General features: G+C 69.4%; 19 protein-coding genes and 1 pseudogene. 7 read left to right on the top strand and 13 right to left on the bottom strand.

Features of this window, described 5'->3' with window-relative positions; translation table 11 throughout:
* Positions 1-101 precede the first annotated feature (101 nt).
* The 5 genes from AC4OXY_RS27620 to AC4OXY_RS27600 form a co-directional block, all read right to left on the bottom strand.
* Positions 102-2318: a cell division protein FtsK gene (locus tag AC4OXY_RS27620; protein WP_491991258.1), complete on the bottom strand. Its 2217-nt coding sequence runs from the start codon at positions 2316-2318 to the stop codon at positions 102-104.
* Positions 2319-2410: 92 nt separating this feature from the next.
* The gene (locus AC4OXY_RS27615) at positions 2411-2782 is read right to left on the bottom strand and encodes an RRQRL motif-containing zinc-binding protein (protein WP_491991257.1); all 372 of its coding nucleotides are present in this window, start codon (positions 2780-2782) and stop codon (positions 2411-2413) included.
* Complete coding sequence (locus AC4OXY_RS27610; RefSeq protein ID WP_491991256.1) at positions 2782-3768, bottom strand: DUF2637 domain-containing protein; 987 nt, start codon at positions 3766-3768, stop codon at positions 2782-2784. Before AC4OXY_RS27610 ends, AC4OXY_RS27615 begins: the two co-directional genes overlap by 1 nt.
* Positions 3765-4052 carry a hypothetical protein gene (locus tag AC4OXY_RS27605; protein ID WP_491991255.1) on the bottom strand — a complete coding sequence of 96 codons (288 nt, stop codon included), beginning with the start codon at positions 4050-4052 and terminating at the stop codon, positions 3765-3767. The genes AC4OXY_RS27610 and AC4OXY_RS27605 overlap by 4 nt, the downstream gene beginning before the upstream one ends.
* Positions 4053-4162: 110 nt before the next feature.
* The gene (locus AC4OXY_RS27600) at positions 4163-4336 is read right to left on the bottom strand and encodes a hypothetical protein (RefSeq protein ID WP_491991254.1); all 174 of its coding nucleotides are present in this window, start codon (positions 4334-4336) and stop codon (positions 4163-4165) included.
* Positions 4337-4755: 419 nt separating this feature from the next.
* Here AC4OXY_RS27600 and AC4OXY_RS27595 point away from each other — a divergent pair, with 419 nt between their 5' ends.
* From AC4OXY_RS27595 to AC4OXY_RS27585, 3 genes are all read left to right on the top strand, one after another.
* The gene (locus AC4OXY_RS27595; RefSeq protein ID WP_491991253.1) at positions 4756-5091 is read left to right on the top strand and encodes a winged helix-turn-helix domain-containing protein; all 336 of its coding nucleotides are present in this window, start codon (positions 4756-4758) and stop codon (positions 5089-5091) included.
* Between the two features lie 158 nt (positions 5092-5249).
* Entirely contained in the window at positions 5250-6497 is a 1248-nt protein-coding gene (locus AC4OXY_RS27590; RefSeq protein ID WP_491991252.1) for an NsdA family TPR-like regulatory protein, read from the top strand.
* A gap of 18 nt (positions 6498-6515) precedes the next feature.
* Positions 6516-7640, top strand: a complete 1125-nt coding sequence (locus AC4OXY_RS27585) for a DUF4365 domain-containing protein (protein WP_491991251.1) — start codon at positions 6516-6518, stop codon at positions 7638-7640.
* 31 nt (positions 7641-7671) lie between these two features.
* Here AC4OXY_RS27585 and AC4OXY_RS27580 read toward each other — a convergent pair whose 3' ends face one another.
* The 4 genes and pseudogenes from AC4OXY_RS27580 to AC4OXY_RS27565 all read right to left on the bottom strand — a co-directional run bounded on the left by AC4OXY_RS27580 (position 7672) and on the right by AC4OXY_RS27565 (position 10536).
* Positions 7672-8592, bottom strand: coding sequence for a hypothetical protein (locus AC4OXY_RS27580; RefSeq protein ID WP_491991250.1), 921 nt, complete (start codon positions 8590-8592; stop codon positions 7672-7674).
* An 885-nt stretch (positions 8593-9477) separates the two neighbouring features.
* Positions 9478-9663: pseudogene (locus AC4OXY_RS27575) on the bottom strand (site-specific integrase); the annotation flags it as partial.
* Positions 9664-9827: 164 nt separating this feature from the next.
* Positions 9828-10040, bottom strand: coding sequence for a hypothetical protein (locus tag AC4OXY_RS27570; RefSeq protein ID WP_376293816.1), 213 nt, complete (start codon positions 10038-10040; stop codon positions 9828-9830).
* A 91-nt stretch (positions 10041-10131) separates the two neighbouring features.
* A complete protein-coding gene (locus tag AC4OXY_RS27565; RefSeq protein ID WP_491991249.1) occupies positions 10132-10536 on the bottom strand; it encodes a hypothetical protein in 405 nt (134 codons plus the stop codon).
* A gap of 152 nt (positions 10537-10688) precedes the next feature.
* Here AC4OXY_RS27565 and AC4OXY_RS27560 point away from each other — a divergent pair, with 152 nt between their 5' ends.
* Positions 10689-12422 (top strand): TIGR03767 family metallophosphoesterase, encoded by a 1734-nt coding sequence (locus AC4OXY_RS27560; protein ID WP_356039850.1) that lies wholly within the window; start codon positions 10689-10691, stop codon positions 12420-12422.
* Positions 12423-12532: 110 nt separating this feature from the next.
* The gene (gene rodA, locus AC4OXY_RS27555; protein ID WP_402068413.1) at positions 12533-13732 is read left to right on the top strand and encodes a rod shape-determining protein RodA; all 1200 of its coding nucleotides are present in this window, start codon (positions 12533-12535) and stop codon (positions 13730-13732) included.
* Between the two features lie 139 nt (positions 13733-13871).
* On the opposite strand, the gene AC4OXY_RS27550 is transcribed toward rodA, so the two are convergent.
* Complete coding sequence (locus AC4OXY_RS27550) at positions 13872-14846, bottom strand: heavy metal transporter (protein ID WP_362821711.1); 975 nt, start codon at positions 14844-14846, stop codon at positions 13872-13874.
* Positions 14847-14968: 122 nt separating this feature from the next.
* On the opposite strand from AC4OXY_RS27550, the gene AC4OXY_RS27545 reads away from it, so the two are divergent.
* Both AC4OXY_RS27545 and AC4OXY_RS27540 read left to right on the top strand, forming a co-directional pair.
* On the top strand, positions 14969-16399 hold the full coding sequence (locus tag AC4OXY_RS27545) for an FtsW/RodA/SpoVE family cell cycle protein (RefSeq protein WP_402068414.1): 1431 nt from the start codon (positions 14969-14971) through the stop codon (positions 16397-16399).
* Positions 16400-16449: 50 nt separating this feature from the next.
* Positions 16450-16635 (top strand): Sec-independent protein translocase family protein, encoded by a 186-nt coding sequence (locus tag AC4OXY_RS27540; RefSeq protein ID WP_402068416.1) that lies wholly within the window; start codon positions 16450-16452, stop codon positions 16633-16635.
* Between the two features lie 12 nt (positions 16636-16647).
* Here the strand turns inward: AC4OXY_RS27540 and AC4OXY_RS27535 are convergent, their stop codons facing one another.
* From AC4OXY_RS27535 to AC4OXY_RS27525, 3 genes are all read right to left on the bottom strand, one after another.
* Entirely contained in the window at positions 16648-17568 is a 921-nt protein-coding gene (locus AC4OXY_RS27535; RefSeq protein ID WP_491991248.1) for an undecaprenyl-diphosphate phosphatase, read from the bottom strand.
* 162 nt (positions 17569-17730) lie between these two features.
* Positions 17731-20415: a magnesium-translocating P-type ATPase gene (gene mgtA / locus AC4OXY_RS27530; RefSeq protein WP_362823882.1), complete on the bottom strand. Its 2685-nt coding sequence runs from the start codon at positions 20413-20415 to the stop codon at positions 17731-17733.
* Positions 20408-20770 (bottom strand): ArsR/SmtB family transcription factor, encoded by a 363-nt coding sequence (locus tag AC4OXY_RS27525; RefSeq protein WP_356029726.1) that lies wholly within the window; start codon positions 20768-20770, stop codon positions 20408-20410. The genes mgtA and AC4OXY_RS27525 overlap by 8 nt, the downstream gene beginning before the upstream one ends.
* Between the last annotated feature and the right edge of the window lie 93 nt (positions 20771-20863).

The raw sequence follows: 20863 nt of genomic DNA, 5'->3' as shown, positions 1-20863 counted from the left end.
GGGCCGCTATCTGCTAGCGGCCTGATCAGAGCGGGTTTAGGGCGCTAGCGGGGCCGCTAACGTTAGCGGGGTGTGCCGCTAGCGCTAGCGGCCCCGGAGCCTCAGCCCGCGTCCCGCTTTCCATCACGCTCCGCGACCGCGGCGACGATGTGGGAGCGGTCGATGCCACGCCGGTTCACGACCTTGCCCTTCACGCGGCGGCCCACCTGGATGGTGGAAACGCCGTGCGGCTTCAGGGCCGCAGCTAGCCCCTCGGGGTCCCAGCCGTCGTAGACCTCCTCGCGCAGCTCTGCGAGCCGGACGACGACGGTCTCGGACCACACTTTGGGCTCATCGGCCGGCACAACGGCGAGGATGTCGCGCAGCAGGTCATACGTGCTGGTGACCGGCTCGGGTGCCTCGCCAAGCGCGTGGCCGGACAGGGTGCCCGCTTCCTCACGCAGGCGGCGAGCACGGGCGCCGATGGCATCGGCGTCGCGGCCGTCGACGTAGATGGCGCGCACGATCCGGGCGTCCGAGCCTTCACCGACGAAGTAGTGAATGCCCTTGTCCCCCCAGGCGAACATGGTCGCCCGCACGCCCCGCTTGTAGGCGGACGTGCCGAGCACCATGTCGTTTTCGAGCTGGCCCATGACCTTCAGGCACCAGCGTGCCGAGGCATTCGCGCTGATCCCGGTCGGGAGTGCCTTGGCATCCGGGCGCTGCGTGGCGAGCAGCAGCACGATGCCGGTGGCCGGACCACGCTTGACCAGGTCAGTTGCGATCTCCTCGAACTCCTTGGCGTGCTCGGGGTGCTCAAACAGCACCTGGCACTCGTCCACCCCGATCACGATCGGGTGCAGCCCCAAGGAGCGCTTGTCGGCAAGGGCGCTGGTCACCTTCGACTCCGGGCAGACATCGCGCGGCAGGGAACGGATCACCTTGGTGCGGCGCCGCAGTTCCTCGCGCAGCGCCCGGAAGTCGTTCAGGCAGTACTCGATGGACTCGTCATCGTCGCCCGCCGCGTGGCGGTGCGAGACGGCGTCGCCGACCGGGTCCAGGTCGCCCGTGCCCTTCATGTCGTAGGTGTGCAACTCCGCCCGCGGGTCCAGCGCGGCAATGAGCAGCAGCAGACGCAGCAGGAACGTCTTGCCCATGCGCGGGATGGCGCCGATGACACCCGCGATGTACATCAGCGTCGCTTCGACCCAGCGCCCACGCTGGTCGGTGCCGTAGGCGACCGGCTTGAACAGGTCCACCGAACCCGACTTGAGCAACGGCCACTTGGGCTGCTTGGCGCGAGACATGTCCTGATCACCCACCCAGAGCACGAGGTGACCGGTGTGCTCATCGGGCACCGCCTCGGGCCACACACACCCGAGCGGGCGGCGCAGACCGGAAGCGAGCCGGTCGCGACGCTCGATGACATCGGTCACCGTGACGCCGTAGGGGAGGTTGCCCTCCGCACGCCAACCGGGGCCATCCCGGGTGATCGGGGCGGTGAACTCGAACCCATCCCGGCCCTTGGCCTGCGCCTGGTTGATCGCCGGGATACCCAGAGCGCCGAGCGCCCGCAGCACGATGTCACTGGTGAGCTTGGTCGCCTTGGGCAGTTCCACAGCCCTGTGGATGACCGGGTCATCCGCGCGGCGCCCGGCGAACCCGAGCGCCATCACGACCGCGCTCACCGACACCGCCTGAAGCCATTCGGGCGCGAGTACGTACATGGCGAGCGCGGCGCCGAGCCCGACGAACATCGCGAGCACGGCCACGAGGGTGCGCAGTCGGACGCGGCCGTCGCGTTGCCGCGACAGCTTCAGGTACTCGGCGGCGTCTTCGCGGCGAACCGCGGCGAGTCGGACCGGTTCGCCCTCGCGGTCGGCCACCCACCGCATAGTGCTGCCCACGAACTTCGCGGCGCCGGAGGGGGCTTGGAGGGTGAGGCGGGCGGCGTAGACCGGGGCCCGAAGAGCGTGGTAGCCGATCGCGTGGGCGTAGTGGCGGGCCACCCACGCCGCGGCGGTCCGCAGCTCCGCCATCGACCGCAGCCACTCGGGAACGACCGCACGGCGCTGGGCACCGAGCAGCCGACCGAGGTAGCCCGGACCGGTCGCGGTCGGGGTTGGTTGGTCGACCATCACGCGGACGGTCGGGTCGGCCGACTCGGCACCCGACCGCGCGGTGTCGGAGTCGGCCGACGGGTCGGAGCCGAGTCGGGCAGTCGAGTCGGTACGGGCCGACCGTGCCTTGTCGAGGTCGACTACCTCGCCACCGGAGTTGGCGCTCATCTCTGCTTCGAGTCGGTCGAAGAGTTCGTTGTCGTCGTCGGGGTGCTTCACTGAAGGTCCCTTCCAATGGGAGGAAAGGCGGGGTCCGGCCGTCGCTGTAGGAGGTGGGCGGACGGGCCCCGCCGGATCGTGGTGCGGTGTGTTCAGGCGGCGCGCTGTTCCTCGGGGTAGGCGCAGGGCACACACATGCCGAGCGAGGTAGGGATGACGTATCCGGCGTCCTGTCGGCAGGCGGGACAGATACGGCGGGCCCGGTTCGCCTTGGCGAGCGCGGCCCACTTGCCCGGCGTCATCGGCCGGACGGGTTTGGCGCGGTCGACGCGGTAGAGGTAGGCGACCAGCGGGCCGCGCCGGTAGCGCGGGCGCATGATCTGCGCCGCGATCGACTGCCCACCGGGCCGTAAGCCGCAGGCCCGTAACTGCCGTTTGGTAGCGAGCCCGTCGGGGGCACAGCGCCACGGGTAGGTGGGCAGTCCGTGCCTCGCTCCGGTCGGGTCGAAGCACTTGGCGAACATCAGGCAGCCTCAGCCGTCGTGCCGTCGCCCTCCGGGTCGTCCACGGAGTACAGCGCACGGCCGTCGGCACGCTCGCCCTTCAACTGCTCGCGCAACTTACGGGCGTTGGCCTGCGAGACGTGCACGACGGTACGGATACGGTCGGCGGTCAGCTCCGCCTCGGTCCACTCGGTGGTGAGCGCGCGTGCCTCGGTCAGCAGCTCCTCGAAGGTGCGCTGCGTCTTGGCCTTGCCCTTGGCGGGGGTCCGGCGGCGCGGTCGTGGCTTGGGGTCGACCGGTGCCGGCGGATTCTCCACCGGGGGCGGTTCGGGTGTCTCCTGCTCGGTGACGGGGGCCAGTTCGCCCATGCGCAGCATCACCCGCTCGCGCCGCGGGGTCTTCGAGCGCCACTTGCGGCCGTAGCGTTCGCGCAGGTCCGCACGGGTCAACTGTCGCTCCTTCTCCCGTGCCAGCGCCTCGGAGTAGGAGGTGACCTCCCACAGCGTCATGCGTCGCCACAGCGCGAAGGTGGAGGGGAAGGCGAGCAGCCAGCGGGAGAACCGGATCTTCTCCATGCGGCGACCTGTGGCGGCGCCGATCCGCACGGCGTAGACGTGCGCGCCGATCTCGGAGAACACCACCCACAGCAGCGGCATCGTGCCGTGCGCGACCTTGGCCGACAGGGAGTGTCCGGCCGCGATGTTCAGCCCGCACGTGATCAGCGTGAGCGCCCAGGGCACGAACCGCACCCACGCGAGCGCCATATCCATGCGGATCAACAGCAGGTTGGCCACGGTGAACACGGGGATGGCCACGTCGATACCGACCGGCAGCGTCCATGGCTCGCCGAAACCCCAGCGGGCCGCGGCAGCGGAGACCGCGTCGAAGGAGGAGATCAGACCCAGCGCGCCGACTCCGGCGGCGGCGAGCGCTCCGAGTCCGGCAAGCCCCATTTCCGGGCGGGTCAGCGGCGGCACAGCCGGACGCTCGATGGTGTGCGTCGTCATGCCGCCACCGCCTTGCGCGTCGCACGGCGCCGGGCGGGGCGCGGCAGCGGAACGATGTCGAAGAGCTCGGGGTGCGTGTCGATGACTTCGGCCGCGATGCGGGCCACGTCGTCGGCAAGCTCGGGGTTGTCGGCGAGGATGTCGCGGGCCGCATCGAGGCGGGCCGCGCGCTCCTGCTCGCTCTCGCCCTCAACTCCGAGCCACAGCTCAATCGGGGTACCGAGGGCCAGTTCGATGAAGTCGTTCGCGGAGACGGCCTGGTGACCGCCGATGTAAGTGCGCATGGCAAGGCTCCTGAGTTGGAGGGACTGAGAGCCGGAGCAACCGCAGGCGTTTGGTGAGACGGCGATTGCTCCGGAGGCACGCGAGCCGCGGCGCGGCAGGTGCGGCGGCTCTAGCGGTCGTTGACCTCGCGGATCTTGACGCTCCGGCCGTACCCGTCACGGAGGCGGACGAGGGTGAAGTAGCTACCGCCGACATCAGTGATCCGGTGCAACTCGCCCTTGTACTCGACGTCCGTGCCGACCTGTCCGACGTTGGGGTGACGCGGGTTGGTGATCCGGCGCATGGGTTCTCCAAGGAAGTAGTGGAGGGGGTGTTCCGGCTCCCCTCAGCCCCGCTCGTACGAGACGAGCGGAGGAGGCAACCGGCCGCAGCACCGCAGCGCTGCGGAGAGGTCGAAGAGTGCGCGGGTCGTGCTCCGCGCGGGCCGCCTTCTTGTCGCTGAGGACAGGCGGTAGATCCTCGGTCCACTGTTGAGTTCTCAAGGTGCATCAGCGCGGGGCCCGCGGCGCGCGGCAGAAGCCGCCTTCCAGCCGCCGCAAGCGGCAGCCATACGGGCAATCCCGAGCCATTCGTGCAGGTCAAGCGGCCGTTATCCCGAAGTTCCGGGCGACCTCTCGCTGACTAGCGTGCACTAGTCTGCTGTGGTGCACAACCCCTGTGAGGTGATGCGCGCTAGTTCGCTGTGGTGGGTACGCTCAGAGCATGACTGCCACAGGAGGGCCCAAGCCGAAAGCGGTGCAGGTCGCGGACGCGCTACGCGCCGACATCAAGAAGATGAAGCCGGGGGACAAGCTCCCGTCGCAGCGAGAGCTGATGGACCGATTCGGGTACGCAAGCCAGACCATCCAGAACGGCCTGGCTGCACTCCGTGCCGAAGGGCTCATCGTTTCGGCCGGCAACCTCGGTAACTTCGTAGGCGACGGGTCGGCCCCCACCGGCGACGTACGCGACGACATCAAGGAAATCCGCTCCCAGATTCAGGCATTGGCTGAACGGGTCGCAGCGCTCGAAGAACGCTCCGTCCCGGGTGGTGCGTGATCTGCAACCAGCATGGGAGTAACGGAGGGTGTGACGTAAGTGACAGCCAGGGGACGGCAAGGCGGAGGTGGGGACATGTCCAGTGACACCCCTCTGTCCCCTTCCCTGTCCCCCGGGCGCGCGGGTGAGACTCGGAGTACGCACTCGGAGGAGGGCACATGACCGACGACAGGCCCGCATGGGCGCGGCGCATCGCTGCCGAACGAGCGGCCCGTGACTGGTCGCAGCGAGATGCGGTGAGGGCGTTGCGGGCGCACGCTCCCACGGAGCTGCCCGCGGAGGAGAGCATGATTCGCCAGTGGAAGCGCTGGGAGTCAGGCCAGATGCCAAACGACTTCTACCAACCGATCATCGCGGCCCTCTTCGGCACCGTGACACACGCGCTGTTCCCGGCGCCCTCACGGCGGGATGGGGACGGGGAGATCTTGGCAGCGTCCGGCATGGAGACGCTGGAGATCGTGAGCCGCCTCAACCGGTCCGACGTCGACAATGCCACGCTTGATGCCCTGCGGATCACGGCAGACCGGCTCGCCTCGGAGTACCCGTTCATGCCGAGCGAGCAGCTTCTCATCGAGGGGCGGCAGTGGCTGCGCCGTGTCGTCGAACTCCACACGAAAAGCCTCACGCTGGCGCAGCACCGCGAGGTGCTCGCACTGTCTGGTTGGCTCGCCCTGCTGGTCGGCTGTGTCGAGTACGACACGGGTGCACGCCACGCGGCTGAGTCGACGCGACAAGCGGCGCTCTCGCTCGCGACCGAGGCTGACCATGCGGAGGTCGCCGGGTGGGCGCACGAGATGCGGGCGTGGTTCGCTCTCACGACCGGCGACTACCGCGGCGTCATCGCAGCGGCGCGGGCCGGAGCTGAGACCGCGCAGCACCACGGCGTGGCCGTGCAGCTCGCAGCCCAGGAGGCCAAGGCGTGGGCGCGGATCGGGGACCGCCGGCAAGTCGAGGTCGCCTTGGACAAGGGGCGGCGGTTGCTCGAAGGGATGCCGTACCCCGAGAACCTGGACAACCACTTCGTGGTGGACCCAGCCAAGTTCGACTTCTACGCGATGGATTGCTACCGCCTGGTCGGCGAAGACAAGCTTGCACGGACGCTCGCCGAAGAGGTGCTGAGGGCGGGAACGGACTTCGACGGCATCGAGCGCTCGCCAATGCGTAACGCGGAAGCGCGCGTCACGCTCGGAGTCACCGCGGCGCGTGAGGGCGACTTGGAGCAGGCTCTCATCATGGGTGAGCGGGCTCTCGAAGGGGACCGCCAGTCGGTGCCGTCGCTCATCATGACCAGCCGGGAACTGGCTGCGGAGATGAAACGCCATTACGGCTCAGAACCTGCGGCTCAAGAATACCTTGCTCGACTGCAAGCGCTGGGAAAGGAAAAGCCGGGCTTCCTACCTCAGTGAGCATCATCGGAGATATTTGTGAGTGATCCGATCGGACCAAAGATCCAGTCGCAACATCTGACTGGCAACGCAGGGGAAGCTCGTGTACGCCTAACATTCCTTGAAGCTGGCGTGCCGATGATCAGCGTGGACCAAGGGGACGACTACGGCACTGACTTAATCGCACAGGTTCCCCACGACGGGACGAATCAACTGTCCGGTGCTCTGGTGAGAATCCAAGTCAAGTGCGGAAAGTCCAAATATCATAAAAGCGATGGAACTGGCCGATGCCAGCTTGGCGCCGAACATCGAGCCTACTACGCAGACGGCCCTATTCCATCGGTTCTGATCACAGTGGACCCAGACAGTAAACGGATGCACTGGGGGAACATTACCGAGCAATTGCAGCGAGACCGCGACTTGACAGTAGTAAGCGCGCCTCACCCATTCGATGCAGAGACAGTCCCTCAGATTCTTAGAATCGCCAAACAAGCAGGCCCAGGCGACTGGGCTTTGGCTCTCCCAAACAGCGACCCAATAGCAAGAAGAATTGCAATCGAGGGCTGCTTGCTGACGGCGCACCAAGACAGTAGAGTCCTCGAAATTCTCAGAGCGTACACCATCCGAATGAATATCGAGGATATTTCCTTCCTGGCGGCCAGGATTAACGAAGAGGAAAGCAAGCACGTCGGGCAGCAAATCTTAGTCGATTACAGCCATCACTGGGGTGATGGGCTTGAAGAACTACTCCCCGCGCAGCGCTCATACCGGGATCGACCGCCGTACCCCAGAGACCTAATCATGCAGCTTGTCAACGCATTTGAATTCAGCAAGAACGAATTGCTTGAGATCATAGAGAGAAATGAAGATAAATTCACAACCGGCCCCATCGGACATGGCCTGCTAGAGTCCGCGGCTTCCATTCTCGATTCACACCCAGCAGAACACGCTGAGCGATTGACCGAAATAGCTATCTCCAGCATCGAGCCGACCGCAGCAGACGGACCCGCCCATATATTGTTCATGAAAGCTCTTGAGCTCGACCCAATACAGGTGGAGCTTACATGTGAGCAGCACGGAATCCGCGTGATGGACGTCATTTGCGCGACCTTGCACGAGGAGCCGGAGCTAGCAGCCGCAATGTGGGCAGCATGGACCAATTAGTGATCTATGAACTGCGCCTAGCACGCGAATCTCAGGTTGTCCTGGTTCCCGACGCAGTCTCGCTCGTCGATCCCGTGGACTGCTGAGAAGCGCCCTGACTAGCATCTTGGCTAGCCCCGGTCACAGGCGGTGTCATAGCACTCAGAAGACGGCGAGGCGACATTTCCAGCCTCTTACTTCCCCAAAGCGTGGCAGGCCCTAGCAGAAAAACCAATGCTGCTGGAACGGCGGCTGCCAGGGGGATGCCCAGAGATGCGGCGGCACCAAGACCTATAGCTGCGATAGTAGAGCCAGTCACTACGATCCAGCCATCTCTCCTGTCGCTTTCTTCCTCCAGGGAGTGCGACATGGATTGCGACTCATCAGTAACAGGCAGATCAAGGAGGCTAAGCCAACGCTCTTCGAGGAGACGCTCAACCAATGTACCCAAAATGGCAACAACTCTGGGGATCTCCGCCTTCCCATTAGTCAGTAGGGTGCCGGAGCAGCGCATCAACTCTGCCTGCACCCGCGCCACGTGTTGCGAGACAAGCGCCCTTCTTCCAGGGCCAGAAAAGCTCGAAGAGGAATCGGCGAAGTCGCCCAACTCGCCACAAAGGACGGTCATCGCCTCATCAATCTCTAGCGGCTTCGATCTACCCTTTTCCATTTCTGCGCATAGATGAAGTACCAGGAAGCTTGACCGGACGGCTTCCCAATCGGAATTCTGGCGATGGGCGATTCTCGAAAAAGTAGCGATCCGAGCAGATGCCGAAAACATGGCGAGAAATGCGCCCGCGATCAGCGCTAGATTTTGGAGATTGCGAGGGGTGAACGACTTGTCGTCGTAACCTTTAAAGAAGGCTACATAGATGAGAATAAATAAAAATAGCGCCAATATGAGCAACCAGATAGCCGCGAAGGTATCTTCAAGCGCTTTGCAATTTCGGCGCGCTTTGCGGTATTCGGCCAATATCCATTGATAAGGAAGAGAGATGGGTCGACCGTAGGCACGGCATACGGCTACCACTCTTCGCGTCCTGCGTCTCACAAACTCTTCATCAACACTCGCTTGCCTGCGAATGATTAGCCACTTCTTCCCCTCCCTCCATGGCGCATCGCGCGAAAGACTCTTAAGTCTAGGATTGACCCACCAAATAGCCAGAGCTGGGTACGCCGTGCAACAGAGCGCCGCCGTGCCAATGGCGGACAGCCAAGGTCCGTGATACACAATCCCCCCTCAAATTAGCGGACTGCTCACCTGATAGTAACCAGAATCACCGCCAGTCAGGGGCAAGTCGTCGGCACTTAGCTGAGCTGTGATTCACCCGCCCGCGAAGGGCTGCTGGGCCGACCGCCCACTGGGCCACGCCACCGCCACCAGGCCCGCTGTGCAGTCCGGCGCGTACGGGCGAAGCGACCTGAGTCCGTGCCGCGCTGGGCGGTACCACGAGAGCAGGGCTCTGGGACCCAGCGAAGGCAGCCAGCGGAAGACTCCCGGCAGCCACTCGCCTCAGCCCCCGCGCCCTGCTCAAGGCGCGAGACGCCTACGGCGTCTCACCAGGCCAGATCCGTGCCAGCGTGCGACCTGTTCGGGGGCCAAACGGGGGGCCAAACGTGGCAGCCACACGGGAACCGCCCCGGACAGTGGTGGACAGTGCCGGAGCCGAACGGGCAGTACGGTGCCCCTGAAGCAAGGCCATAGAGGGTCGGATCGCGTTCGGGACGAAGAGGTCGTGGGTTCAAATCCCGCCACCCCGACAGCCGTAACAGCAGGTGAGGCACCTACTAGTCACTAGTAGGTGCCTCACCTGTTTGGTCTGCGTGTCTGACTGCGTGACTACCGCTTTTCGCGTGTCTACGGGCGCCGCTCCTGCGCTCCGAAGATCCCGGCCATGACCACCGCACCGGTCTGGATCACAGGCCGGATCTGCTTCCGGTGCACCTCCTCGGTCACGGCCGTCCCGGAGTGCCCGACAAGCCGGGAGATCTCCTCCAGCGGGACGCCCCGGCCGGACAGCAGGGACACGAAGCTGTGCCGCAGTCCGACGCCGGCCGAAGAGGCCGACGGCCATGAACACCGAGCCGAGCAGCAGCGGAACACCCGCCCCGATCCGTCCGCCCATGAACCCGCACTCCCTTGTCGCCCGGGCCCATTGCATCACGCGTCTTCAGTCGGTGGATCGGCTGTGTGCGCCCCCCTGGCCGTCAGCCCGTGCTGAGCCAGGTCGCGGTGAAGTCGCGGCCGCCGCCCGAGAGGGGTCTGCCGTTGACGGTGGCGTCGGAGAACGTGACGGAGCCGAAGTCGGTGACGTTGCCGGACGGGCCGCCGTGCCGGAGCCGGCCTCGACGATGACGTGCGCGGAGGTCGGGGTCCCTCCCGTGGCGGCCTGAGTCTCGTTCTCCGTCCTCGTCCAGCACCGGGTGACGTCCTTGAGGGTGAGGGTGAAGGCGTTGTTCCCGTCGTAGGTGACCGAGGCCCGCACGTGGTCGCCGGGCTCGGTCGGCACGGTCATCGGGACGAGAAGCCGGTCTGCTGGTCGCCCCCGCGGCAGGTGGCGGCCGGCTGGGTCCAGTTCGCCGAGACCGAGGTGTAGGTCCCGTTGATCGCCGAATAGCCGGAGCCGAAGTTGTAGGGCGGCTCGGCCCCCCCGGTGCCGGTCGCCGCGATGCCGGTCGCCGGCGTGTCGGTGGAGGCGTTGGCCAGGCCGGCCGGCGCGCCCAGGAGGACGACGGCCGCCTCGCCGCTGACGGCCGCGCGCCGGGAGGGGCGGCGGCCTCGGTGCTCTGTACTCGTGGGACGTGTTCCTGCTTCGGCCGACGGTGTGCCGGAGCGGAGCGGTCCGTACGACGGTGCCGGCCCGCTCCGCGGTGAGGTGGCCGCCGGTGCGCAAGAAGGCTGCCGCGAAGGGTGCACCCCCTGTTTCCCGTCCTCCCCTGTTTCCCCCAAGTTTCCCCCCGCCCCCTGGACACTCCCTTACTCGTCGGTAAGGCTCGCCCAGGCGTATCCGCCGCTCCCGCTCGCGCCTCGGGCGGGAGTCTCAAGTACCGGAATCGACAGGGGGATTCATGAACGGGATGAACCGGCGGCGGTTCATGGCGGGGCTCGGGGCCGCGGGGCTCGGGTCCGTGGTCATGTCCGGGCGGGCCGTGGCGCGGGAGCGGGCGCTCGCCGAGAGTGCCGCGCGGGCCGTGCGGGTCGAGGGGACCACGCTCCAGCAGGCCGCGACGGCCGTCGGGGACGGGGCGTACAAGCGGCTCACGGCCGGGCCCGGTTGGCCGTTGGTGGTGCGGGAGGAGCTGCGCGGCGCCGGGGGCGGGCGCGACGGGCGGCGGACCGGGCTCGCGTCCTTCGTGCAGTTCACCGACCTGCATCTGACCGACACCGAGTCGCCGGTGCGGTTCGAGTACCTGGCGCGGCTCAACGACAGTGCGCACCGGCCGCAGGAGACCCTGACCGTGCGTGGCGCGTCGTCGCTCGTCGAGCGGGTCAACGCGGTGCGGCAAGGGCCGTACACGGGGCTGCCGTTCCGGTGTGTCATGGCCACCGGGGACAACACCGACAACCACGAGCGGATCGAGCTCGACTGGTACCTGAGCGTCATGAGCGGCGGGCGGATCGTGCCGAACAGCGGGGATCCCGGGCGCTACGAAGGCGTCCAGAACTCCGGGAGCGGGCTGTACTGGAATCCCGGATCCCCGGCGTCGGACGCCTACAAGGCCAAGGGGCTGCCCGAGATACCGGGGCTGCTCGGCGGTGCCGTGCGGCCCTTCGACGCGCCCGGACTGAGCGTCCCCTGGTACACCACCGTCGGCAACCACGACGACAGCATCGAGGGCAGCCTGCCCGACCTCGGGCTGCTGAACGACCTCTACACCGGGTCGCGGAAGCTGGAGGGGTGTGACGACGCCACGGCCGCCCGGCTCGCGGACGCGCTGGTGCGTGATCCCGCGCAGGCCGTCCTGCTGCTCGGCGAACTGCTGGCCGGCGGCGGTGCCGTGCGTACCGTCACGCCCGACGAGCGGCGGCATCCGTTCACGCCTGCCGAGTTCGCCCGGGCCCATCTCGACGCGAGGTACACCGGAGCCGGGCCCGTCGGGCACGGGTTCGGCCAGGACTCCGTCGACAGCGGGCGGCTCTACTACACCTTCGACCTCGCCGACGGCGTCCTCGGGATCAGCCTCGACACCACCAACCGCGCCGGATTCGCGGACGGTTCGCTCGGCACCGCGCAGCTGAACTGGCTGGAGTCGGTCCTCAAGGGCAACAGCGGGCACTGGTACGACGCCGACGGGCATGTGGTGCGCGGCGGGGCCGACGGCCGGCTCGTCGTGGTGTTCAGCCATCACACCAGCACCACCATGGGCAATCTGCTGCCGGACCCCTACCGGCCCTTCGAGGGGCGGCACGGCGGGGCGGAACTCGTCACCCTGCTCCAGCGCTTCCCGAACGTCGTGGCCTGGGTGAACGGGCACACCCACACCAACCGGATCGTCCCGCACGGGCACAGCGTCCCCGAGCGCGCCTTCTGGGAGATCAACACCGCCTCCCACGTGGACTATCCGCACCACGCCCGGATCATCGAGATCGCCGACAACCAGGACGGCACCCTCTCCCTGTTCACCACCCTCATCGAGTCCGCCGCCCCCTACCGGACCGACTTCGCGGACACCTCCGACCCCGGCCTCGCCGCCCTGTACCGCGAACTCGCCTACAACGACCCCTACGCCACCCCCGCCACCCGCATCGGCGCCGCCGCCGACCACAACACCGAGCTGATCCTCACCGCGCCGGCCAGGTAGGAGCACGACACGTTCGGGCCCTGCACACGCGGGTTCATTTGCAGATTTACGCAACTGCGCAGCTATTATTCCGGCACGGACAGCCAGCCAGACCGCCGGAGGCAGCTGACATGACCAGCGTGAAGAGCTTCTCCGTCTCGGGGTACGGGCCCGAACGGTCCCGGCTGACGCGGCTCTTCGCCCGGGACTCGCCGCTGCGCCGGCTGGACTGGCCGATACTGCTGGCGGCCCTCGCGCTGTCCTTCATCGGCTCGCTGCTCGTCTACTCGGCGACCCGCAACCGCACCACGATCAACCAGGGCGACCCGACCTACTTCCTGGTCCGGCACCTGATGAACCTCGGCATCGGGTTCGCCCTGATGACCGCCACCATCTGGCTGGGCCACCGCGTCCTGCGCAACGCCGTGCCGATCCTCTACGGCGTCTCCGTCCTCGGTGTGCTGCTGGTGCTCACGCCGCTCGGCGCGACCATCAACGGCAACCGCAACTGGATCGTGCTGGGCGGCGGATTCTCGCTCCAGCCCTCGGAGTTCGTGAAGGTCGCGATCGTCCTGGGCATGGCGATGCTGCTGTCCGCCCAGGTCGACGCGGGCGACCGGACGCACCCCGACGGCCGGGCCGTGATCCAGGCGCTGGGGCTGGCCGCCGTACCGATCATGGTCGTGATGATGATGCCGGACCTCGGTTCGACGATGGTCATGACCGTCACGATCCTCGGTGTGCTGCTCGCCTCGGGCGCGTCCAACCGGTGGATCTTCGGTCTGCTCGCCATCGGGGTCGCGGGCGCCGTCGCGGTGTGGCAGCTCCATCTGCTGGACGCGTACCAGATCAACCGGTTCGCGGCCTTCGCCGACCCGAATCTGGACCCCTCCGGCGTCGGCTACAACACCAACCAGGCCCGGATCGCCATCGGGTCCGGCGGGCTGACCGGGCAGGGGCTCTTCCACGGGGCGCAGACCACCGGGCAGTTCGTGCCCGAGCAGCAGACCGACTTCGTCTTCACGGTCGCCGGCGAGGAGCTGGGCTTCGCCGGCGGCATCCTGATCATCGGCCTGATCGGGGTCATCCTGTGGCGGGCCTGCCGGATCGCGCGCGAGGCGACCGAGCTGTACAGCACGATCGTCGCCGCCGGGATCGTCGCCTGGTTCTCGTTCCAGTCGTTCGAGAACATCGGCATGGCCCTCGGCATCATGCCGGTGGCCGGCATCCCGCTGCCCTTCGTCTCCTACGGCGGCTCGTCCATGTTCGCCGTGTGGGTGGCCGTGGGACTCCTCCAGTCGATCAAAGTCCAGCGCCCCGTCCAGGCCTGAGCGCATCTGCGGCGCCGACGTGGCCGGTCGCGCCCACGCGGCGGAGCCGCATATCGGTGGAGCCCCGCGCCCCTTCGGGGCGTTGCCGAACCGCGGCGGACTTCGCCGGACCCGCTTGGCCAGTGCGCGCACCGAGCCCTCACGCAGAGCCCTGGGTGTTCTCGGCCAGGGTCACCGCCACCGCACCGGCCCGGCCGGTCCCGGGCGCGGACGCCGCGTGCGTCCAGCCCCGGTCCGACGCGGTACTGGTCCAGCGCCGGCCGTCGAACGTCACGGACGTGGCGTGCAGGGCGGTGGCGTGGCAGACCAGCCACAGGGCGAGGGACCAGCCCGTGGCCGCCCGGCCGGGCGCGATCGGGTAGCTGACGCTGCCGCTGCCGGCCACGGACACGGCGGCCGGCGCTCCGCCGAACTCCCGCCGGACCGCGGCCTCGACACCGGCCTCGCTGTCCGGCACCGAGCCGGCCGCACCGCCACCGGCACCTCCGCCGACGGCCACCGTCCCGCTTCCCCCGCCGGAGGCGCCCGCCTCGCCGGAGGCCGCCGTCGCCCCGCTCACCGTGCAGCTCAGCGCCGGCCCCTCCCGGCCCGTCAGCACGTCGGCCAGCGTCGCCGCCATGTCCTCGTGCTGGGCGTACGCCTGCGGGTAGCCGCTGTGCTGGACCTGCTGTGCGGCGACGGTGACCGGCAGGCCGAGGTAGTCCGGCACCTTGACCAGCGCGTCGAAGAACCTGCCCGAGGCGTAGACGGGATCGCGGATCTGGGCGGGGGTGCCCCAGCCCTGGGACGGGCGCTGCTGGAACAGGCCGAGGGAATCCCGGTCCCCGTAGGCGAGATCGCGGAGTTTGGACTCCTGGATCGCGGTCGCCAGGGCGATGGTGACGGCCCGTTCCGGCAGGGCGCGCGCATGGGCCACGGCCGCGATGGTCGCGGCGTGGGACGCCTGGTCCAGGTCGAGCGAGACGGCCGTACCGTCCGGGCCGTGCGCCGTGCACTCGTCGGAGGCCGTCGAGTGGATGAAACGGACGGCGAGATAGCTCACGAGCGCCAGGACCACGCCCAGCCCGGTCACCACCGCCCACGCCTTGCGGCGCCCCCTCCCGCGTGCCGCCACGCCGACCCTCCTCTTACCCGCCCTCGGCTACAGTTCAGTTGCGTTATTGCGCAACCATATAACTCTGATCGCCGGGCCCCGGAGCGGGATGCGGGGCGGCGGACCCGATCAAGGGGGAAGGCATGACTGGTCGGCGTGGGCCGGCGAAACTGGCCGTGCGGCCGAGCCGGTCAGGGCGGCTGGGCGACCGGGGGCTGGAGCTGGCCCTCCTGCTCGGCGCCGTACTCATATGCGTGTTCGGCTACGCCGAGACGGCCCTCGCGCTCACCGGGAAGCTGCCGCCCGGCATGGCGCTGACGTGCGTGGCCGCGGCCGCACTGCCCCTGGTGTGCCACGTCGCCGTACGCCGGTTCGCGCCGCACGCCGATCCGCTGATCCTGCCGCTGGCCACCCTGCTCACCGGCCTGGGGCTCGTCCTGATCCACCGTCTCGACATCGCCTACTCGACCCACTACCACCACGCGCCGCCCGCGGCGTCCGGGCAGCTGATGTGGTGCGGCATCGCGGTGGCGGTGTTCGCCGGGGTCGTGGCGCTGCTCAAGGACCACCGCAGGCTCCAGCGCTATCCGTACGTCACGATCGCCGTGGGCATGGTCCTGCTGATGGCGCCCGCGTTCTATCCCGGCGACGTCTACGGCGCCAAGCGGTGGATCTTCATCGGGCCGCTGTCCTTCCAGCCCGGCGAGTTCGTGAAGATCGTCATCGTGGTGTTCTTCGCCGGGTACCTGACGATGCGCAGGGACGCCCTCGCGCTCGCCGGACGGCGGCTGATGGGCATGTACCTGCCGCGCGGGCGCCAGCTCGGCCCGGTCGCGGCCGTGTGGATGCTCAGCCTGCTCGTCCTGGTCTTCGAGCGGGACCTCGGCACCTCGCTGATCTTCTTCGGCCTGTTCGTGATCATGCTGTACGTCGCCACCGAGCGGACCAGCTGGGTGGTGTTCGGCGTCGTCATGTTCGCCGTCGGCGCCTTCGTCGTCGGCTCCTTCGAACCGCACGTGCACGGCCGGGTCGTCGCCTGGCTGCACCCCATGGATATCTTCCTGCCGCCCGACCAGCGCCCGGCCGGACTGGTCTCGGACCAGGCCGCCCAGGCCCTGTTCAGCTTCGGCTCGGGCGGCATGCTCGGCACCGGCCTCGGCGAGGGCCACCCTGAGCTCATCGGCTTCGCCGGGCGCAGCGACTTCATCCTGACCACGGTCGGCGAGGAACTCGGCCTCGCCGGGGTGACGCTCGTCATCCTGCTCTACGCCCTGCTCGCCGAGCGCGGCCTGCGCACGGCCCTGACCGTCACCGACCCGTTCGGCAAGCTGCTCGCCGGCGGCCTGGCCTCGGCGCTCGTCCTCCAGGTCTTCGTCGTCGTGGGCGGCGTCACCGGGCTCATCCCGCTCACCGGCAAGGCGCTGCCGTTCCTCGCCCAGGGCGGCTCGTCGATGGTCGCCAACTGGCTGCTGGTCGCCGTCCTGCTCAAGGTCAGCGACACGGCCCGCCGTCCCCCGCCGCAGCCGGCCGCCGACGTCAGCGCCGCCGAGACCCAGTTCGTACGGCCGGTCTGAGACCCCCGTCCCCCCTCGGTGACGGAGCGGAGCCACTGATGTTCCCCGGCGTGAGTCCCCTGGACCTGCTCGCCCTGCGGACGGTGCGCGCGTTCGCCGACAGCGCCGGGGACGAGGTCCGCGCGGAACTCGGCCCCGAACTCAAGGAGTTGGCGGAGATCCGCTCCGCCCTGGACCCGAGGGCGGAGCTGTCGGAGGTCGCCGCCGCGGTGCACGGCGACCCCGACGCCACCTGAGGCGGCCCCGCCTCAGGCCAGCGTGAAGTACGCGAGGCTGCCCAGGCCGGCCACCGAGCAGTAGACGGCGAACGGGATGAGGGTGCGGTGCTCGAAGTAGCGGACGAGATAGCGCGTGGCGAGGTAGGCCGCGACGAACGCGGCCACGCTGCCGGCCAGCAGGGGGCCGCGCAGGCCGTTGCCCTGCGCCCCGAGCAGCGGCGGGAGCTTGAGCAGCGCGGCGCCGCCGATGACGGGGGTGGCGAGGAGGAACGCGAAGCGGGCGGAGTCCTCGTGGCCCATGCCCTTGAAGATGCCCGCGCTGATGGTCGAGCCGGAGCGGCTGATGCCGGGCAGCAGGGCGAGGATCTGGGCGGCGCCGATCGTCACGGCCTGCCGGATCGTCAGCCGGGTGATCCGCAGGTCCGACTGCTCGTCCGCCGACAGGTGCTCCTCGCCGGGAGCGACGGCCGCCCCGGCCCGCCGGCGGCCGGTCCCGCCGCGCCGCAGCTGCTCCGTGACGAAGAGCACGATGCCGTTGAGCGCCAGGAAGATCGCGGTGGGGACGGGCTTGCCGAGCGTCGAGCGGAAGACCTTGTCGAGCGCGACACCGGCGACCGCGACCGGGACGCAGGCCGTGATGATCAGCCAGGCGAGCTTCTGCTCCACGGTCTGGATGCGGCGCTGGGTGACCGACGTGAACAGACCGCGGACGATCCGCACCCAGTCCCGCCAGAAGTAGACGACCAGCGCGAGGGCGGTGGCCAGGTGAAGGCCGACCAGCTCGTTGAGGTAGAGGGATCCGTCGGCGGAGACGTCCAGGTCGTGCTTCCAGTGCCCGCCGAGCAGCGCGGGTATCAGGATGCTGTGCCCCAGGCTGGAGACGGGGAACAGCTCGGTGACCCCTTGCAGCAGGCCGACGCCCACGGCTTCGGGATAGGTCAGAACGGACATCGGCCGGCCTTCGTCTCCAGGTGCGCGAGGGGAGCGGAGCCGGGGACCCGCGCGCGGCGGACGGCTCCGGCGGCGCAAGGTACTACACGCGAGCAAGAATCAGGACAGGTCGCGCGAAGCACCCGGCCGGCTGCCCGGACCGGCGAGCGGGAATCACCTGATTCACCCCGGATCGCCCTCGCCGAGCAGGTTCCGTTCGTGGCGCTTGCGGGCCAGGACGAGCCCGGCGGCGTACAGCGCGAGGACGATGGTGAGAAGCAGGTAATACTCCAGCGGGAGCGTGGTGAGACCGAGCAGCGGGCCGAGCGGGGACGGCGGCAGCACCAGGCCGATGACCGCGAGGGCGGCCGCGGTCCAGCCCACCGGGCCGGGCGGGCGGTCCTCGAAGAGCCGGCGGCCGGTGCGCAGCAGCAGCATCACCAGGCTCTGGGTGATCAGGTTCTCGGTGAACCAGCCGGAGTGGAAGACCGCCTCGTCCTCGGCCGGTCCCGAGCCGTGCAGGGCGAGGGCCAGGACGACGAAGGTGGCGAGGTCGGCGGCCGCGTTGAGGACGCCGAACCCGGTGATGAAACGCAGCAGGGCGCGCGGGTCGAGGGTGGCGGGGCGGCGCAGCAGGGCCGGGTGGGGGCGGTCGTAGGCGAAGGCGAGCTGCACCGTGTCGAAGCACAGGTTCTGCACCAGCACCTGCGCCGGCAGCATCGGCAGGAAGGGCAGCAGCAGACCGGCGGCGAGCATCGCGATGACGTTGCCGACGTTGGACGACAGGGTGATGCGCAGATACGTGGCGATGTTGCCGCCGCTGTGCCGGCCCGCGGAGATGGCGTGGTCGACGGCGGTGAGGTCCTTCTCGGCGAGCACCACGTCGGCGCCCTCCCGGGCCACGTCGGTGGCGTCGCGCGGGGCGATGCCGACGTCGGCCGCCCACAGGGCCGAGACGTCGTTGACCCCGTCGCCGAGGAAGCCCACCGTGTGCCCGCCGGTGCGCAGCGCGGCGCTGATCCGCGCCTTGTGCTCCGGGGTGCAGCGGGCGAAGACCGTCGTACGGCGGGCCAGCTCGGCCAGTTCCGCGTCGGTCAGGGCATCGGTGCGGTCGGCGATGACCACCTGGTCCGGGCCCAGTTCGATGCCCAGGTCGCGGCAGGCGCGGGCCGCGGTGCCGGGGTGGTCACCGGTGAGGATCTTGATGGTGACGCCACGTGCGGCGAGCGCGGCGAGGGCGGGCGCGGCGGTGGGCGCGAGCGCGTCGCGCAGGGTGACGAAGCCGCGGAAGTCCAGGCCGCGCTCGTCGGCCGGGGTGTAGTCGCGCAGCCGGGCCGGGCGTTCGGCGGTGGCGACCGCCAGCACCCGCAGGCCGTCCCGCGCGGCCCGGTCCGCGAGGTCCGCGAGCCGGTCCGCCTCCGCAGGCTCCAGGGCGCAGCGCTCCAGGACGGCCTCCACGGCGCCCTTGACGACGAGCGTGTGCGAGCCCAGCCGGCCGGGGGTGCGCACCACGGCCGTGGCCAGCCGGCGCACGGGGTCGAACGGGAGCGCCGCGAGCCCGTCGTACGCCATGAGGTCGTCCTCGTCGGCCGCGTCCAGGACCGCCTCGTCCAGGGCGTCGGGCTCGGGCAGTTCGGCGAGCTGGAGGGTCCACCAGGCGTTGACGGCGGCCCAGCGGACCACCTCGGGATCGTCGGCGCCCGCCGCGTCCAGGCCCCGCTCGACCACCGGCCGGTCCTGGGTGAGCGTGCCCGTCTTGTCCAGGCACAGCACGTCGACCGCGCCCAGGTCGTGCAGGGCCGGGAGCCGTTTGACGATCACCCCGTGCGTGCGGGCCAGCAGCGACGCGCCGCGCGCCAGACAGGTGGTGACGACGACCGGCAGCATCTCCGGTGTCAGCCCGACCGCCACCGCCACCGCGAACGGCAGGGTCTCCAGCCCCCGGTCGCGCAGCGCCGCGTTGGCCATCAGCACCAGCGGCGGGGTGAGCAGCATGAACCGGATCAGGATCCACGAGATGCCGTACACCGAGCGGTCGAAGGCGCTCGCCTCGCGCCGGCCGACCGTGCGGTCGTGGGCGGCCGCGAACCGGGTGCGCCCGCCCGTCTCCAGCACGACGGCGGTGCCGCTGCCGGTGGCGACGCTGCTGCCCTGGAAGCACAGCTGCGGCCGCTCGAAGAGGGCGGTGCCGGCCGGCCCGGCGGCCGCTGCGACGTCCGCCGCGTGTTTCGGGACCGGGGCCGACTCCCCGGTCAGCGCCGACTGGTGCACGGTCAGGCCCCGCGCGCGCAGCAGCCGGACGTCCGCCGGGACCAGGTCGCCCGCGCCGAGCTGGACGATGTCGCCGGGGACCAGGTCCTCCACCGGGACCTCACGGGCCTCGGGCGCCGCTTCCTCGTCCGCCCGGCGCAGCACGGTGGAGGTGGTGGCGACCAGCTCGCGCAGCTGGGCCATGGACCGGTCGGCGCGGTACTCGCCGGAGGCCCGCAGCACGCTGCTGGTCACGACCAGGGCGAGGATCACGCAGGCGGTGGACCAGGCGAACACGGCGGCGGAGACCAGGGCCAGACAGAGCAGCACTGCGGTGAAGGGGTCGCGCAGGCCGCGCACCAGCAGGCGCGGCCAGGAGGCGTCCTTGCGGGCGGGAAGCGTGTTGGCGCCGCAGCGGGCGAGGCGCAGCGCGGCCTCGTCCTCGGTCAGTCCGCGCGGCCCGGTGTCCAGCCGCCGCAGCACCTGCAGCGCGGTGCCCGCGTCCGGCGCGCCGGCGGCCGACTCCGGCCCGGTGCCGCCGGCCGCGAGCGTGCCCGGTACGGCCCCGGCGACCGGCGCCTCGGCGCCCTCTCCCCAGGCCGGGGCGCTCCTAGGCACCGGTCCCCTGCAGCCCGGCCACCGGCGCGTGCGGCTCCCCGGCGCGCTGGGCCAGCCGGCCGACGAGCACGCGGACGACCGTGACGACATCGGGGTCGCCGACGTAGTAGATCTGCCGCCGGCCCTCCCGGCGGGAGCGGACGAGTCCCGCGAGCTTCAGCTTGGACAGGTGCTGGCTGACGGCGGGCAGCGCCCCGCCGACCCGGTCCGCGAGCGCGCTCACGTCGCTCTCGCCCTGGGCCAGCGCCCACATGATGTGCAGCCGCGGCGCCGCGGCCAGCAGCCCGAAGGCGGCGGCCGCCGCCGAGAGCACCTCGGCGGACGGATCCTCGAAGCCGTGGGTGATCTGCGCCACGGTCCCCTCCCTTTCGCCACCCGTCCACCGGTCGATGCGGACCTCGCACATGTGCTCACCAGTCTAGGCGGCACCTGCGGAACATCCCGGGCG

This window comes from Streptomyces sp. HUAS MG56, assembly GCF_058673395.1.
Note: the sequence above shows the minus strand (reverse complement) of the source record. Positions and strands in the feature narration are given on the sequence as shown.